The organism is Parasphingorhabdus sp., assembly GCF_036963705.1.
Lineage (GTDB): Bacteria > Pseudomonadota > Alphaproteobacteria > Sphingomonadales > Sphingomonadaceae > Parasphingorhabdus.
Window position 1 is genome coordinate 1 of record NZ_JBALUT010000008.1, and the last position, 16874, is coordinate 16874.

General features: G+C 56.5%; 16 protein-coding genes. 5 read left to right on the plus strand and 11 right to left on the minus strand.

What is annotated here, in order from left to right:
• Positions 1-360 (minus strand): amidohydrolase family protein (locus tag V7680_RS03085; RefSeq protein WP_335651826.1); only part of this gene is annotated, 360 nt, incomplete at its 3' end.
• A gap of 78 nt (positions 361-438) precedes the next feature.
• Here V7680_RS03085 and V7680_RS03090 point away from each other — a divergent pair.
• Positions 439-1332 carry an alpha/beta fold hydrolase gene (locus tag V7680_RS03090; protein ID WP_335651827.1) on the plus strand — a complete coding sequence of 298 codons (894 nt, stop codon included), beginning with the start codon at positions 439-441 and terminating at the stop codon, positions 1330-1332.
• Here the strand turns inward: V7680_RS03090 and V7680_RS03095 are convergent.
• The 3 genes from V7680_RS03095 to V7680_RS03105 form a co-directional block, all read right to left on the minus strand.
• Positions 1329-2633, minus strand: coding sequence for an FAD-dependent oxidoreductase (locus V7680_RS03095; protein WP_335651828.1), 1305 nt, complete (start codon positions 2631-2633; stop codon positions 1329-1331). The genes V7680_RS03090 and V7680_RS03095 overlap by 4 nt on opposite strands.
• Before the next feature lie 104 nt (positions 2634-2737).
• On the minus strand, positions 2738-3466 hold the full coding sequence (locus tag V7680_RS03100) for a hypothetical protein (protein WP_335651829.1): 729 nt from the start codon (positions 3464-3466) through the stop codon (positions 2738-2740).
• Between the two features lie 2 nt (positions 3467-3468).
• Positions 3469-4047, minus strand: coding sequence for a hypothetical protein (locus tag V7680_RS03105; protein ID WP_335651830.1), 579 nt, complete (start codon positions 4045-4047; stop codon positions 3469-3471).
• Positions 4048-4382: 335 nt separating this feature from the next.
• Between V7680_RS03105 and V7680_RS03110 the strand changes: the two genes are divergently transcribed.
• A complete protein-coding gene (locus V7680_RS03110; protein ID WP_335651831.1) occupies positions 4383-4523 on the plus strand; it encodes a hypothetical protein in 141 nt (46 codons plus the stop codon).
• A 44-nt stretch (positions 4524-4567) separates the two neighbouring features.
• Complete coding sequence (locus V7680_RS03115) at positions 4568-6589, plus strand: GMC family oxidoreductase N-terminal domain-containing protein (RefSeq protein ID WP_335651832.1); 2022 nt, start codon at positions 4568-4570, stop codon at positions 6587-6589.
• Here V7680_RS03115 and V7680_RS03120 read toward each other — a convergent pair.
• From V7680_RS03120 to V7680_RS03145, 6 genes are all read right to left on the minus strand, one after another.
• Positions 6586-7323 (minus strand): peptidase, encoded by a 738-nt coding sequence (locus V7680_RS03120; protein ID WP_335651833.1) that lies wholly within the window; start codon positions 7321-7323, stop codon positions 6586-6588. The genes V7680_RS03115 and V7680_RS03120 overlap by 4 nt on opposite strands.
• 49 nt (positions 7324-7372) lie before the next feature.
• Complete coding sequence (locus tag V7680_RS03125) at positions 7373-8173, minus strand: transglutaminase family protein (protein WP_335651834.1); 801 nt, start codon at positions 8171-8173, stop codon at positions 7373-7375.
• Positions 8174-8175: 2 nt separating this feature from the next.
• Positions 8176-9126, minus strand: coding sequence for an alpha-E domain-containing protein (locus tag V7680_RS03130; protein ID WP_335651835.1), 951 nt, complete (start codon positions 9124-9126; stop codon positions 8176-8178).
• A gap of 13 nt (positions 9127-9139) precedes the next feature.
• The gene (locus V7680_RS03135) at positions 9140-10537 is read right to left on the minus strand and encodes a circularly permuted type 2 ATP-grasp protein (RefSeq protein WP_335651898.1); all 1398 of its coding nucleotides are present in this window, start codon (positions 10535-10537) and stop codon (positions 9140-9142) included.
• Positions 10538-10653: 116 nt separating this feature from the next.
• Positions 10654-11568 (minus strand): oxidoreductase, encoded by a 915-nt coding sequence (locus tag V7680_RS03140; RefSeq protein ID WP_335651836.1) that lies wholly within the window; start codon positions 11566-11568, stop codon positions 10654-10656.
• Positions 11569-11644: 76 nt separating this feature from the next.
• The gene (locus tag V7680_RS03145) at positions 11645-12394 is read right to left on the minus strand and encodes a carbonic anhydrase (protein ID WP_335651837.1); all 750 of its coding nucleotides are present in this window, start codon (positions 12392-12394) and stop codon (positions 11645-11647) included.
• 228 nt (positions 12395-12622) lie between these two features.
• On the opposite strand from V7680_RS03145, the gene prfB reads away from it, so the two are divergent.
• Together prfB and V7680_RS03155 are read left to right on the plus strand one after the other, a co-directional pair.
• Positions 12623-13750, plus strand: a complete 1128-nt coding sequence (gene prfB / locus V7680_RS03150) for a peptide chain release factor 2 (protein WP_335651838.1) — start codon at positions 12623-12625, stop codon at positions 13748-13750.
• Between the two features lie 47 nt (positions 13751-13797).
• Complete coding sequence (locus tag V7680_RS03155; RefSeq protein ID WP_335651839.1) at positions 13798-14571, plus strand: class I SAM-dependent methyltransferase; 774 nt, start codon at positions 13798-13800, stop codon at positions 14569-14571.
• 86 nt (positions 14572-14657) lie between these two features.
• Here V7680_RS03155 and lepA read toward each other — a convergent pair whose 3' ends face one another.
• The gene (gene lepA / locus V7680_RS03160) at positions 14658-16487 is read right to left on the minus strand and encodes a translation elongation factor 4 (protein ID WP_335651840.1); all 1830 of its coding nucleotides are present in this window, start codon (positions 16485-16487) and stop codon (positions 14658-14660) included.
• Between the last annotated feature and the right edge of the window lie 387 nt (positions 16488-16874).

Sequence of the window (16874 nt, forward strand, 5' to 3'; positions counted from 1 at the left end):
GGCCAAAGCGGTACCGGGGATATCCTCGACGCCTTCCATCAGGTTGATCAGCCATTCGTGACGATCAGGCCGGGCCGGTGCAAAGCCGACACCGCAATTGCCCATCACGACTGTGGTAATACCGTGCCAGCTAGAGGGTGCCATTTCATCATCCCAGGTTGCCTGCCCGTCATAATGGGTATGGACGTCGACAAAACCGGGTGTGACGAATTTTCCCGATGCATCAATCTCTTCCCGGCCCTGCGCCGCGACCGTTCCGACCAGCGAAACCCGGTCACCATCAATCGCGACATCGGCGACAAAGGGCGCTCCGCCCGTACCATCAACCACGGTTCCCCCGCGTATAACCATATCATGCATCGACTCTCTCCTTTATTTTTTTCGGTGCTATAACAGATTTAACTGGTTGGTTAAAGTGTCCTCGTGCAAGATGAAAATATGGAAAAGTTTGTCTCATGGAATCCGGAACCGTCGAGTGGCATTGCTGTGGAATGGATCGAAGCCAACGGCCAAACCTTCGAAGTAGCCACCGCCGGCGAAGGCAAGAAGCTGGCGCTTTGCCTGCACGGCTTCCCCGAACTCAACCATAGCTGGCGTCACCAGATACCGATGCTCGCCGAAATGGGCTATCGCGTCTGGGCCCCCAATTTGCGCGGCTATGGCGGATCAAGCAGACCGGACGGCATAGACTCTTATCGCCTGAACATATTGGTTGAGGATGTCGCGGCCTTGATCGATGCCAGCGGCGCGGACGACGTAACCCTGATCGCCCATGACTGGGGCGCAATCATCGCCTGGCAATTCGCGATCAAAAAGATACGCCCCCTGACCAGACTGGTGATCATGAATGTACCGCATCCAAAATGCGCGCAGCGAGAATTTCGCCATTGGTATCAACTGAAGAAAAGCTGGTATATTTTCTTCTTCCAAATTCCGTGGCTGCCGGAAAAATTATTCGGACGAAACGGAGCGGAGCCTGTCAAACAGGCCTTCACCAAAATGGCCGTCGACAAAGGCCGCTTCCCCGATAGCGACTTGCAAGTCTACGCCGACGCCGCTAGCCAGCCCGGCGCCTTGCGCGCGATGATCAACTATTACCGCGCCCTGCTCCGCACCAAAGACGCGCGGGAGATCGGCGACGGGATTGTAGATATCCCGACTCTCATGATCTGGGGAGAAGAAGATGCCGCAATCGACATCCGCTGCACCGACGGCACCCAAGAATGGGTGCCCGATCTAGAACTGCATCGCCTGCCCGGCGTGTCGCACTGGGTGCAACAGGAAGCGCCGGAGAAAGTGAACGCGATATTGCGGGAGTGGCTAGCCGACTAGTCCCGCGCGGCAATCATATCGGCAATATCCGTGAATTTCTCGCGTGGAGAACCGTCCCTCGCCCGCGCAATTTCGGCTTCTTCGATTTTCTTCCAGTCGCGGAAGGTGACGGTCTCTATGCCGCGCGATTCAAACAGCCGGTCCAGACCCTGGCGACCTTCCTTACGGTCACCCGAACCAATATCCTCCGCGATCGCATCGACAATCGCAAAACCGTCCGGCTTGTTGGTTCCGATCGTTCCTGAAGGCCCGCGCCTTGCCCAGCCGACGCAATAAAGACCCGGCAATATCCGCCCGTCGGTATTGGCGAAGCGGCCCCGGCCATGCTCGTAAGGCACGCCTTCAATCGGCGGAGTGCGATAGCCGATGCAGCTGATCACCATCTGGCAATCCAGCTCGTACATCTCTCCGGTTCCGATGGAGCGCATATCCTTGTCGAGTTCGGTCCGTTCGACGACGATCTTCTCAACCTTGCCATCACCTAGAATTTCCACCGGCATCGCGAAAAAGTCGAAATCGATCTTGACCGGCTTGTCGAGCAATTCACCCGCCCGTTCGTAAAAGCTCCGGAGATGGGTGACCGATTTGCGCATCCCGGGCTCGAGCATCGCATCCGCGCCTTCGTCGGGGAAGTCGAGCGGATCGACGATCGGCCGGGCCCGCTCGAGATGACCGAGCTCGCCGAGTTCCTTGGGGGTCATCGCGATCTGGTGCGGACCTCTTCTTCCGAGCAAGGTGATTTTCTGGACCTTGCTGGCCTTCAATAGATCGAGCGCATGGCCGACAATATCGCTGCCGGCAAATTCACTCTCGGTCTTCGCCAATATGCGCGCGACATCGAGAGCTACATTGCCATTACCGATAATAGCGACGGATCGACCGTCGAGCGGCGGGTCGAGATCCTTGAAGTCGGGGTGACCATTATACCAACCGACGAAGGCTGCGCTGCCGATCACGCCATCCAGATCGCTGCCGGGAATATCCAGCTTGCGATCATTGGGGGCCCCGGTGGCCAGCACCACGGCGTCATAAAGCTGTTGTAACTCGGCGACGCTGACATCTTCGCCAACCGTAACATTGCCGACGAAGCGGACATTGTCACCAAGGTTGGTTTTCTCATAGCGCCGCGAGACGGCCTTGATCGATTGATGATCGGGGGCAACGCCGGTGCGGATCAGGCCGAAAGGAACGGGCAGCCGGTCTATAATGTCGACCGCAACATCGTCGCCAAATTTCTTCTGCGCCGCTTCGGCCGAATAATAGCCGGCAGGTCCCGATCCTATGATCGCAATATGACGCATCGTCCGGCCTCCCCAATTAGCTTGGGCCCATGCTAACGCGATAATTTCAAAAGAAAAGCAAAAGCATGGTGGTCATTTTCGCAGGGCATGTGTGTCGCAACAGGCTAGCCGGTTACATTGGCGACATTGTAACGAAGCGCTTCCTCTTGGGTCAGACAGCGGCGGGTGGACTTGTCACCGTCGCCGCTTTTTACAGCGTTTGTCTTATACATCACTTCGGACAATAATTTCCGCGACACTCCCATGCGGATCAGGAAATCATTATCTTCCGTAGCGAGCAATGCGCTCTCCTGCTCGACCTCACCGATCAGGCCGACCGTGGAATCGGTCCCCATCTCGATACTGTAATTAATCGCATCGCGATCGCCGGTCATCGTGAACATGTGAACCATGAAATGACCGCCTTCATCGATGATCCGGCCTTTGCCGCCCATGAAGACAAAATTGCAGGCACTAAAACAGGTCCAGCCTGCGGGAACCCGGGTAATCAGCAGGTCGTCGATTTTCTTGGCAAATTCCCGGATGACTTGGCCCGCCTCGTTGCCGGCACGGGCGCTTCCTCCCGGAGATCGCAGCCAGATCTCAGCAATATCCGGATTTTTTTCCAGGGTTTTGCGAAGCCGGTCGGGCAGACCTACATCGACGGCTCCCTCGGCCAGCAATATCTTTCTCCCCTTACGGTCAACCGGCGTCAGTTCCATCTTCTTGTTGGAGGACCAATTGGGATAGAGCGGACAGGTCGGATTGTTCGGGTCTATCCCGGGATCGACATCGGCTGCACCGAGTGTCAAAAGAGCAGCTGTGCCGACCAGGGCTTTGATTTTTCTATTCATGATTACACCATCACCACATAACGCGTTTCGCCGCGACCTTTGCACATTTGTTTGGAGGCGCGGGTTTCCTCACCATCGACAATGATGACATCGGTGATGGTCATGCAGCTTGTACCATCCGCCGTCTGTGTTTTCGCAGTCGCGGTCGAGCTTCCCGATACATCCGCACGAGTCTCGCTCTTCCATTGCGAACTGCTGCCGACCGCTTCAGACCTGGTCACGTTACGCGTCGCTTCTGCCGCTTGCAATTGCTCGTCCTGATCGAGCCGGCAAGCTATCGAATTGGTCAGCGTGTCTGCCACTTCAGCGCGCGGAATATAGGAGCCGACAACGCCCATGTTTCGGGTTGCACGCCGGGTAAAATCACCGATCATATTGCCCAATATCGATTTGCCAATCGACTTGCCCGGATCGGTCGCGCAATCCTTGGCCGGGCTGCTATCGCTCGACTTCTGATCGGTGGAGGATCGTTTCTTGAACAATCCTCCAAATTGCGCCGAGGCTGGAGCAGGCACGGCAAGCGCTGTGATCAAGATCCCCAGGACCATATTGCAAGAGAAGCGGCCAACTTTGTTTCGCATGATAAGCTCTCGATGTTGTTAAGAGACATATATCCTATCACCTGCGCCGTCACAAGCAGTGCCTTGCGTCACAGTGGTGTGGCAACATGAGATAGAAAAACCGCAGTTTGCTGATATTCGGCAAAAATAGGAGCAAAATAAAACCGCGATCAAGACCGGTAGCTTTCCGATCCACGCTTCTATTCGACCTGACGACAAGACAGCGATCAACTCCAATCCTGGCCACGGTTCGGCGGTTTTTTCAACATAGCAACACGCAAATTCATCGGCGTATTGATCGCCAGCAGGTCGGCCATCTCCCGTATGTGACAATCATTTTCTCTCCCGAAAGAAAAATGCTATATGTTGCGGCAACCGGGCCGGATATGATTATCGAAGTAGATCTGGCAGCTGGCAAGCTTGACCGTCGGCACAAGGCTGGCGCAGAAGGGGATGGTTTGGGGATAGTCATCGAGAGCGATGCTCAGAAGAATTAGTTAAAATCGTTAAACACCCCGGGTCGCACCGAGGGAGATGCAACTTGCAAAAGCCATTTAATCGACTGCAGGCGCTGATGATCAAGGCTATGGCGGAAGCGATGTTTCACGATCGGAAGATGGCTATTTCTGCCAATCAGGTGGTCGAGAATCTGCAAGAACATTTCTCTAATATTGATGGTGACAAGGCCGATGAAATCGGGATGGCGCTTTACGGACTGCTGCTCGTGCTCGGCGGCCCGTTCTTCCTCGCCGCGCCACCATCCATCCGCAAAAAACTGATCAACCGACGATTGAGAAATTCGCGAATAGACCTGTTTCAGGATATCGCCCGGACCAAGGGCGTCATCCTTGCCGGCTATTACGGCCATTGGCAGCATGGCGATGAAGAAGGCAATTTTGATAATCCGGTATTCGCGGATCTCAAATTCGAACTGCCCGCTCAGCGCGACCGCTCTGCCACCGGCGAACGCCTGGTTCGCCGGGAAACACACCGCGACCTCACTTCGGAAGTATTCATCGGCCACCAGGCTGTCCCGGAAGAAACCGACGTAATCGTTATCGGCTCCGGTGCGGGCGGTGCGGTTGCCGCAGCAGCGGTTGCCGACGAAGGCCATGAAGCGCTGATCATCGAAGCCGGTGGTCATTATCCCTCCTCCCGGATCACTCATGAAGAAGCCCGGATGACGGCGCGACTCTTCAAGGACGGCGCGCTGCAAACCACCTCGGATCGCGACATCATCGTGTTTCAGGGCCGCGTGGTTGGCGGCTCGACCGTCATCAACAACGGCATCTGCCTGCGCATGAAACATGATGGCCTCGTCCATCCCGATGCGGAAGATGTTTACGATAGCTGGGCAAAGCTTGGCGCACCGATCAGCGAAGCGGAGCTCGCTGTGAGCTATGAAGCGGTCGAGCAGATGCTAGAAGTCTCCGAGATCGACCGGATCACCGGCAGAAACAATGGTCCGCATCTGATCGACGGCTGGCATAAATATGCCGCACAATCGGATGACCCAATGGACCATAAGGCGATCACCGCATGGTTCAGCAAAAACTACGGTCCCAAAACAGAAGATAGCGAGTGTGTCTATTGCGGCTATTGCAACACCGGCTGCCCTTATGGTCGGAAAAAGGCCATGCCTGAGAGCTTTCTAACCCATGCCACCAGCGATGCCCGCGACAAACCCGCCCGCATATTGCATCGAGCAGAAGCCACCGAAATCCTGTGGGAGGAAGGCGCCAACGGAAAGAAAGTTGCCCGCGCTGTAGAAATCAGACTTCGCGATGGTGGTAAACGCACTATCCGGGCTCGCAAAGGCGTGGTGGTGGCAGCCGGTGCCCTGGCCTCCAGCAACCTCCTGTACAACAGCGGCATCTTGCAATCGGGAGCCAATATCTCGCTCAATATCGCTTGCCCGGTGGTCGCCCTGATGCCCGAAGGCACGGATATGAATGTATGGAACGAAGACCAGATGGCGACCTATGTCGATCGTGGCGACTTTCTGATCGAAAGCCATTTTCAGCCGCCGATGAGTATGGCGACGCTGGTGCCGGGCTGGTTTGAAGATCATTACGAGCGGATGAAAAACTACAACCGGCTGGTTTCCGCCGGGGTTCTCTTTCCTGCAGATCGGCTCGGTTACATGGAAAATGGCAAGCTCAAGCTGAAAATTGGTGAAGAGGAACTGGCTCTGTTACGCCGCGCTTTGGCAACGATGACCAAGGTCCATTTCCTCAACGGCGCGGTCGAAGTTTACCCTGCCCTGCTCCGCGGCCAGACGCTCACCAGCGACATGAGCCATGAACAGATTGACGCATTTTACGAAACAGCCATCGTCGAGCCTGATGATGTGGTCTTGTCGAGTTCCCACCCGCACGGCGGCAACGGAATAAACGTTGATCCTGAAAAAGGCGTGGTTGATATCAACCAGCGCGTCCACAATACCACCAACTGCTACGTCGCCGATGCCAGCGTGATGCCCAGTTGCATACGCGTCAACGCGCAACTGACCACAATGGCGATGGCGCACAGGGCGATGGCGGGGAAACGGCGCTTCGGTTAATCTTTGAAGCTGAAATCCGGCAGCGATTGAAACGCATTTCTCAGCGCATCGCCCCATCCTTCTGAGATAGTCTGGAAATAGGGATCGTCATGTTCGACCCGCTGCTGTTGCGTAATTTTGAAGCTGTCGGCTTCATACACCTGCATATCGAGGGGCAAGTCCACCGCCAGATTAGCACGAATGGTCGAATCGAATGACACCAGCAACAATTTGATCGCATTTTCGAACGTCATGTCCGGGTCGAAAGCGCGGACAAGAATCGGGCGGCCATATTTGGTTTCGCCGCTTTGGAAAAAGGGGCTGTCATCGCTGGCTTCGATGAAATTACCGGCCGGATAAATCATGAAAAGCCGCGGATCGCTGCCGTGGATCTGACCGCCGAGAATCAATGTCGCACCGAAAGGAGACTTGGCTTCCTGACCTTCGCGGGAGTAAGTTTTTACCACTTCGCGCAAGGTATCGCCAATGATCGTGGCGACCTGAAACATCGACGGCGCCTGCAGGATCGATGGATTTCGGTCATCGGGATGCTTGCCGCGCTCATCCAGCAAGCTGACAACCGCCTGAGTAGTCGCCAGATTGCCCGCCGAAAGCAAGGTGATAACGCGATCCCCCGGGACTTCCCAACTTGTCAACTTCTTGACCTGAGCAATATCGTCGACGCCTGCATTTGTACGGGTATCAGACATGAATACCAGGCCACGTTTCATCCGCAAGCCAACGCAATAGGTCATTTCTACTGTTTATCCCTAATAAGAATCATCGCAATGATCTGCGGTCTCTCTACTGCTGCACTTGCAGACTGACAATCATATCCTCGTTGCCCGCACCATAGCGCAGACCGGTTATCGGCGACGCATCGCGATAATCCAGACCTGTGGCAACACGGACATAGCGTTCATCGGGAGAATAGCCGTTGGACACGTCGAACCCGACCCAGCCAATATGCTCGACATAGGCTTCCGCCCAGGCATGCGTAGCATCTTGGTCAACCCGGTCGCTCATCATTAGATATCCAGAGACGTACCGCGCGGGAAATCCCAGCGAGCGAGCTGCCGTGCAGAAGATATGGGCATGATCCTGACAGACCCCGCCGCCGATGCCAAGCGCCTGCTCTGCGGTCGTTTCAGCATCTGTTTTGCCGGTTTCATAGGAAACCTTGTCGGTAACCAGGGCAGACAGCGCATGAAGCCGGACAATGTCATTGTCATAATCCTGATCCAGCGATGCGATCAATTTGGCCGTTTCGGCCTCTGGCTTGGTCAACGCTGTCGATCGCTTGAAATACCACAATGGTGCAAATCCAGCATGGGTGCCGATGACTCCACTACCGTCTGTATTTTCCACCTCGCCGGTGCAGCGAATGACGATTTCGCTGCGCCCGCGTTCGATGTTGATCAGGTCGACATGATTACAGTGATGGTCCTCGAACGACAATTCCATCGCGCCGCCTTCAATCTCGATATTCCAGTCCAATATCCGCTGGCCAGGCCTTTCCTTCGGACGAAGGCGAAGTTGCTGCAGCCCGTATTGCACAGGTTTATCGTAATTATAGCGGGTTTCATGATTGATTTTCAGCAGCATATTCAGTTTATCCTGTCCTGAAAATTGTAATCGGTCTCGATCTGGGCGGCGAGGCTGTTATTTGCAGCCAGAAATTCAACGATGAATTCGTGCAGACCATTTTCAAAAATGGTCTTTACCGGTTGGCCGAGCAAACGGTCGCAAATATCTGATACCAGGCGATGCGACGTGACTTCGCTTTCATATTCGGTCTCCAGATATCCCAGATTATCCGATATTTGCGCGTAGCAAAAAGCCAATGACCGCGGCATCTGGCGATGGAGGATCAGATACTCGGCTACACTTAACGCGCTGATATCGGAACCATTGAGCCACCGGTAAGAGCGTTGCGCAGACACTGATCGCAAAATTGTTTCCCATTGGACGTTGTCCACCGCGGTACCGATTTGCGCAATCGACGGCAGCAACAGATAATATTTCACATCCAATATCCGTGCCGTGCTGTCCGCACGTTCAATGAACGTACCCAGCCGGATAAAATTGAAGCCATCGTTGCGCAACATTGTGCCCATTACAGCGCCCCGGACCAGCGAGCTTTGCTGGCGGATCACCGCCAGAACACCCGGCAAGTCGCGCTCATCAACCGGATTGGCGAGAGCATTTTTCAGGTTCAACCAGGCTTCGTTGGTTGCTTCCCAGACTTCTCTGGTTAGGGCAATGCGAGCGGTACGGGCGCTGTCCCGCGCCTGCTTGATCAGTGAAATGACGCTGCCGGGATTGCTCTTGTCTCTTAACAGGAAGTCGATCACTTTGGCCGAACTATAATCTTCGTGCTTCGCGAGATAGTTCTTCTTGGCACCGGATGACGCCAGAATAGAGGCCCATTCATCAGCGGCCGATGACGAGTGGGTTAGCGCGATGCGAAACCCTGCCTCGATCAAGCGCGCACTATTTTCGGTCCGCTCCAGCAGACGTGACATCCAGAATAGACTGGCGGCTGTTTTACCTAGCATGATCCCAGCCCTCTCATTCTTCCAACACCCAAGTGTCCTTGGTTCCCCCGCCCTGGCTGCTGTTGACCACCAAAGATCCTTCGGTCATCGCCACGCGGGTCAAGCCGCCAGGTGTAATGTCGATACGGTCCGGAGAGACCAGAACGAACGGGCGTAAATCGACGTGACGCGGAGACAGCCCCTTTTCCGCCAGAATCGGAACCGATGAAAGCGCCAGCGTTGGCTGGGCAATATAGTTGCTCGCATTCCCAATCAGCTTGGCGCGGAAATCCTCGACTTCTTTTTTTGAAGCCGCAGGGCCGACCAGCATGCCGTAACCACCGGACCCGTGCACTTCCTTGACCACCAGTTCCTCGAGATGCTCCAGCACATAGGCAAGCTGGTCCTCCTCCGAACAGCGCCATGTCGGCACATTTTCAAGCAATGGTTTTTGGCCGGTATAAAATTCGATAATATCCGGCATATAGGAATAGAGCGCCTTGTCGTCGGCGATGCCGGTGCCGGGCGCATTGGCGATGGTAATCCCGCCGGAACGATAGACATCCATGATTCCGGGCACACCGAGCATTGAATTCGGGAGAAAATTCAACGGGTCGAGATAATCGTCATCGATCCGCCGGTAGATCACGTCGATCGGGGTATAGCCTTGTGTCGTGCGCATCGAGACACGTCCGTTAACAATCATAAGGTCATGGCCTTCGACCAGTTCCGCGCCCATCTGGTCGGCGAGAAAACTGTGCTCGAAATAAGCGCTATTGTGGATGCCCGGGGTCAACACGGCGACCACCGGCCTGCTTTCGCATTTTAGTGGCGCACAGGCAGCCAGCGAACGGCGCAAGTTATTCGGATAGCTGCTCACTTCCTGAACACCGATCTTGGCGAACAGTTCCGGGAACATGTGGAGCATTGTTTCCCGGTTCTCCAGCATATAGCTGACCCCGGAAGGCGTGCGCGCATTGTCCTCCAGCACGTAAAACTCGCCTGGTCCGGTGCGCACAATATCGGTACCGATGATATGCGTGTAAATTCCGCCGGGCGGATCAACGCCAATCATCTGCGGCAGAAACGCGATATTATTTGCGATCAGATCTACAGGGACACGGCCCGCACGCAAAATCTCCTGGCGATGATAGATATCATATAGGAAAGCATTGATCGCCTTGACGCGCTGCTCAATGCCGCGCGACAATTTGCGCCATTCACGCGCAGATAATATCCTCGGGATAACGTCAAACGGAATCAGCCGCTCGTCGCCATCATCCTCACCATAGACGTTGAAGGTAATACCGGTCGTGCGAAAGAAAGCTTCCGCATCTTCGGATTTTCGATGGAGACGTTTCGTATCTTCCTTGTCCAGCCAGCTCTTATAATCGGCATATGGTTCGCGAACTTCACCGTCGCTGCCCAGCATTTCATCGAACAAAAAATATCCCCTTCAGGTAAGCAGCCAATTGCCTACTCTCATACGAGAGCTAGCGAAAGATCGCGCAAAAGTCAATGAAAACCAAGGAAAATTTGGAAATCGCACTAAATTGCATAGCGAACTCCAGTCATTTCTTCCGAGACATCCCACAATTTTTTCGACAGTTCAATCTGCTTTGCGATCTTACGCGGCTGTACTTCTCGGGCCGGCCCGACCCACTCGCCATTGCGGCTCGGCCCGAAATATTCACCGCCCTCGACGCCCTCTCCAGCGGCGGCGGCCAGCGTCGGCCAGGCCCCTTGCGCGGCACTGTTCATAAACAGGCTCGAAACCGGCCGAAACAGCGCAACCATGAAGCCCGGAAAATTCCTTGCCAGCTCGGTATCTGCCACACCCGGATGGCACGCGACGGCGATGACCGGCGAACCCGCCGCCCGCAAACGTCTGTCGAGTTCATACATGTGCAATAGATTGGCCAATTTGCTCATCGCGTAGCGGCCCCAGCGGCTGTAACTGCTCTCGGCATTGATATCGTCAAAGTCGATCCGTCCGCTGCGGTGGGCCATGCTCGAGGTGATCACGACACGCGGCTCCTGCCCCTGCGAAAGCTTGTCGAGCAACAGGCTAGTAAGCGCAAATGTACCGAGATGATTGACGCCAAATTGCGACTCAAAACCGTCGTCGGTCTCTTCACGCGGGGGCATCATGATCCCTGCATTGTTGACCAGAACATCGAGGCGCGGCTCCTTCACAACCAGCTTGGCCGCAGCGCGGACGGATTTTAGATTGCCCAAATCCAGCGGGATAAAGCACAAGTCGGCATCCGGATATACGGCGCGAATATCCGCCATCGCCGCCTCCGCTTTTTCTTCCGACCGGCAGCCCAGCAGAACGCGTGCACCGCGAGACGCCAGCACTTTGGCGGCAGCATAGCCGAGCCCGCTATTTGCCCCGGTAACAAAAAAGACGCGCCCGCTCTGGTCGGGCACGTCCTTATCGGTGAAATTCGTGATCGTCATTCAGCCTTGTCTCCTGATCCTTGCCCATATCTAACACAGAAATCCGGAGTCGGGCAGAAAATCAGCAGCCCGGCAGCTACTCGGGAGCGACGAGCAGTCGGTTATTGAGCGCCCTTACCGGACGCGCATTCTCGCCCATCAGCTTGCCAAAGGCGGCAATTTGCTCGGCGCTAGCGGTGATCGGATTTTGCAACACGTGCCAGTTGACGCCTTCGCTGCACGGCGGCGTAGTCAGCGAGCCCATGTAGCGATAGACCGACCGATCAGCGGGCAGCATGCCATTGGGATCGATCATCTGGCCTGATACTGTAGCCGGCTCGGATTTCCCGGCGGATGCAGCGGCAAGAATTTTGGCGAGTTCCGCATTGGCCGCCCCCTCTTCAAACATCACGCCCAATACGCCTAGCTTGCCACCCTCGGTCGCGTGCACGAAATGCCCGGTGAGAGGATAGCGCTTGCCCGAGATCGCATGTTCGGAAGGGGTGTGAAAATGGATCTGGATCAGGTTGAACATGGTGCCGCCGCTGGTCATCGAAGAACCGGCTGCAAAATCGGCCTGCACCGTCAGTCCTTTGTTCGACACAGTCAGTGGGCCGGCCCGATAGTTGACCGACAGCGCGACACTTCCTTTGGCATTCGCTCCAGCCAGATCGATCGGAGACTGCATGTCGCCGCGCTCGCACAGCGCATTTTTGTCGGCCAATTGCCCCCATTTTTCCGGGCCATTGTCGGGGCCATAGCCATAAGGTTTGTGATCCTCGGCGAGCGCCGGACCGGTGGTGATGAGGGCCACCAGAAAAGCGCCTGAAATCTTTCGAAATATCATGTTATTCCTTTCGGATTGATCGACCGCTGTGGTTGTTCGCGGCCCGTTACCTGACATTATTTAGACGCTGCCTCGGATAGATACCAATGACAAAACTTTAGAATTTCGATAGAAATCTTCAATGACTGGCAGCGTCACAGCCTGCCCAAGCGCCCCGTCAATCTGTACATCACTTTACTTCCCGCCGATATCGTCTAATCGCAGCAACCAATAGCTTTGGAGATTATCATGCGTGCCGACGCGCAAGCCTTTGTCGACCGGATCGACGCCGCTCTCACCCTGATCAAGACCGCGCTCAACTGGGAGGTCGCGCTCCGGCGTCTCGACGAATTAAACGCCCGGGTCGAGGATCCGACCCTGTGGGACGACCAGACCGCCGCGCAAGCGGTGATGACCGAGCGCCGCCGGCTCGATGAATCGATCAGCGCCGCGCGTGAAATCCAGCAGGAACGCGACGACGCGCTAGAGTTTATCGAGATGGCCGAGGAGGAAGGCGATGCCGAACTCGCCAATGAAGGCGTTGCCACGCTCGACAAGCTCGCCACCCGCGCCGACCGCGACAAGGTCAATGCCCTGCTCTCCGGCGAAGCCGACGGTCTCGACACCTATATAGAAATTCACGCCGGTGCCGGCGGCACCGAGAGCCAGGACTGGGCCGAGATGCTGCTGCGCATGTACCAGCGTTGGGCCGAAGCCCGCGGCTACAAGGTCTCGATGGTAGACTATCAGGCCGGTGATCAGGCGGGGATCAAATCCGCCACGATCGAGGTCAAGGGCGAGAATGCCTATGGCTATGCCAAGACCGAAAGCGGCGTCCACCGGCTGGTCCGCATCTCCCCGTTCGACAGCGCAGCCAAGCGCCACACCAGCTTTTCCAGTGTCTGGGTCTATCCCGTGATCGACGACAGTTTCGAGGTCGAGATCAACGAAAGCGACCTCAAGATCGACACCTATCGCGCCTCCGGCTCCGGCGGCCAGCACGTCAACACCACCGACAGCGCCGTCCGCATCACCCACGCCCCCACCGGCATCGTCGTCGCCAGCCAGAACGACCGCAGCCAGCACAAAAACCGCGCCACCGCCATGGGCATGCTCAAGGCCCGCCTGTTCGAAGCCGAACTGCAACGCCGCGAAGCCGAAGCCTCGGGCGAATATGAAGCGAAGACCGAAATCGGCTGGGGCCACCAGATTCGCTCCTATGTCCTGCAACCCTATCAGATGGTCAAAGACCTCCGCACCGGCCACACCAGCAGCGCCCCTAGCGATGTGCTGGACGGAGGCTTGGACGACTTCATCGCCGCGACGCTGGCGCAGAAGGTTACCGGCGAAGCGGTTGATGTCGAGGATGTCGACTAGGAAAAACCCCATTGCTCCTGCCGAAAGCCTCGCCTATTCAGCGCAGCATGTTTCTGCCTAAGCCCTGCTTCGCGCTATTCGCAATAACCGGCATCTTGCTGGCCACATCATTGACAGCCTGCAAACGGGTGCCGGATGCGGATGCCGATCGCGCCGAAACTGCCCGCGCCTACCCGCCGGCGTCTCGACCGGTGTCGGACCTAGCCGGCAATCAATGGTCGACCGAGACCGCGCGCGACAAGCGGGGCGAGGCAGAGGAGATCATGAAGGCGGCGGGCCTTGAGCCGGGCATGACGGTCGCCGATATCGGGGCGGGCGAAGGCTATTATACCGTGCGGCTGGCCGAAAATGTTGGCACTGCGGGACGAGTGCTGGCACAGGATATTGACGAGGCAGCAATCTCGCGGCTGGGCGAGCGGGTCAATCGGGAGAGCCTCGACAATGTCTCGATCAAACTCGGCGCACCCGATGATCCGCGGCTACCGGAGAATAGTTTCGACCGGATTTTTCTGGTCCACATGTATCACGAGGTTCGCGAGCCCTATGCCTTTCTCTCGCGTCTGCGTCCGGCTCTGCTCAACAAGAGCAAAGAGCGCGGTGCCGGGGAAGTGGTCGTGGTTGATGTGAACCGCAATTTTGAACAGCACGGCATTCCGCCAAAGCAGCTATTCTGCGAGTTTGAGGCGGTTGGCTATGAGCTGGTCGGTTTCATGGAACGGCCCGAACTGGGTGGCTATTTCGCGCGGTTTAGAGCCAAGGGCCCGGCGATTGAACCGGGCAATATCAAGCCCTGCGCCTATAAACAAAACAGCGAATCATAGGCGACCGAGAGCCGGATGGTGGTCCGTCGACTTTCAGCAATATCGCCATTAATCCGCCACCGGCGACGCAATGACCGGCGGAATCACTAACCCTCGTCGCCCATTTTCAGCGCCGCGATAAAGGCCTCCTGCGGGATGCTGACATTGCCATATTCGCGCATCTTGGCCTTGCCCTTCTTCTGCTTGTCGAGCAGCTTCTTCTTGCGGCTGATATCGCCGCCATAGCATTTGGCGGTGACATCCTTCCGCATTGCGGAGATGGTTTCGCGGGCGATCACCTTGCCGCCGATCGCGGCCTGGATCGGGATCTTGAACAGATGGCGCGGGATCAGGTCCTTGAGCCGCTCGCACATGTGACGACCGCGGAATTCTGCGGCGTCGCGGTGGACGATCATGCTCAGCGCGTCGACCGGATCGCCGTTGACCATGATGTTCATCTTGACCAGCTGACCGGTGCGCAGACCGATCTGGTGATAGTCAAAGCTGGCATAGCCGCGCGAGATGCTCTTCAGCCGGTCGTAAAAGTCGAACACCACTTCGTTGAGCGGCAGTTCGTAGACCACTTGCGCCCGGTCGCCGACATAGGTCAGATTCTTCTGTACCCCGCGCCGGTCCTGGCAGAGTTTCAATATGCCGCCGAGATATTCGTCGGGGCAATAGATGGTCGCTTCGATCCACGGCTCCTCGATTTCGCGGATCTTGACCACGTCGGGCATATCCGCCGGGTTGTGCAGGAATTGCTCGCTGCCATCGTTCATCTGGATCCGGTAGACCACCGACGGCGCCGTGGTAATCAGGTCGAGATCATATTCGCGGGTCAGCCGTTCCTGGACGATCTCCAGATGCAGCAGCCCCAGAAAACCGCAACGGAAGCCCTGCCCCAATGCCGCGCTGGTTTCCATCTCGAAGGTGAAACTCGCGTCGTTCAGCCGCAGCTTGCCGATGCTCTCGCGCAATTTCTCGAAGTCCGCAGCGTCGACCGGGAACAATCCGCAGAACACCACCGACTGCACTTCCTTGAAGCCCGGCAAAGCCTCGGGCGCCGGATTCTTCACCGTCGTGATCGTGTCACCGACGGCGGTCTGGCTGACTTCCTTGATTTGCGCCGTGATAAACCCGATTTCGCCAGCGGCCAGTTCGGATAATTGCTCGATCTTCGGCCGCATGCAGCCGACCCGATCGACCAGATGCTCGGTGCCCTGGGCCATGAACTTGATCTTCAGCCCCCTGGTTAGCACCCCGTCGATCACCCGCACCAGGATGACCACGCCCAAATAGGGATCATACCAGCTGTCGACCAGCATCGCCTTGAGCGGCTTGTCGCGGTCGCCGCCCGGTGGCGGGATTTTCGCGACAATCTGCTCCAATATATCCTCTATGCCGATGCCCGACTTGGCGCTGGCCAGCACCGCTTCGGAAGCATCGATGCCGATGATTTCCTCGATCTCGTGCCGCACCCGCTCCGGTTCGGCGGCGGGCAGATCGATCTTGTTGAGCACAGGAATAATCTCGTGATCATGCTCGATCGACTGGTAGACATTGGCCAAAGTCTGCGCCTCGACCCCCTGCGCCGCGTCGACCACCAGCAAAGCGCCCTCGCAAGCCGCCAGGCTCCGCGACACTTCATAGGCAAAGTCGACATGGCCCGGCGTGTCCATCAGGCTGAGCTCGTAATCCTCGCCGTTTTTCGCCTTGTAGTGCAGCCGCACCGTCTGCGCCTTGATCGTGATCCCGCGCTCGCGCTCGATATCCATATTGTCGAGCACCTGCTCGCTCATCTCCCGCGCGGTCAGCCCGCCGGTCTGCTGGATCAGCCGGTCGGCGAGAGTCGATTTGCCATGATCGATATGGGCGATGATGGAAAAATTGCGGATATGGGACTGTTTATAGGCCCGGGTAGAGGATGGTTCGGTCATGGCCAGCCGTTAGCAGGGGTGCAAGCCCTTGTCAGCAGGAAACGTCTGCCCCGCGTGCTACAGATTGCGCCGAGATTTTCTCCCGGGGCAGCAATCGAACTTTACACACTTTACACGGTTATGAATTTGAAAAGGTCCGGGGTTTTTCGGGCGGGATTTTCGCAGTATTTCAGGCCTTAAAAAGCCGCTTGTTCAGCTTTTGAGTAGCGAGGGTGAACAAACGACAAAGGCCATGCACAGGACGGTGACGGGCCTTCCCTTTCCGCTTTTGCAAAATGGCGGAGGAGGATTTGATTTTCAAAGAGCCGTTTGGGGATATGACATAGCAAGACTTGTGTAGGAAAGGCTGTCGGCCCCTCTATTTTCCTCCCTGTTGCGAAGCGATCG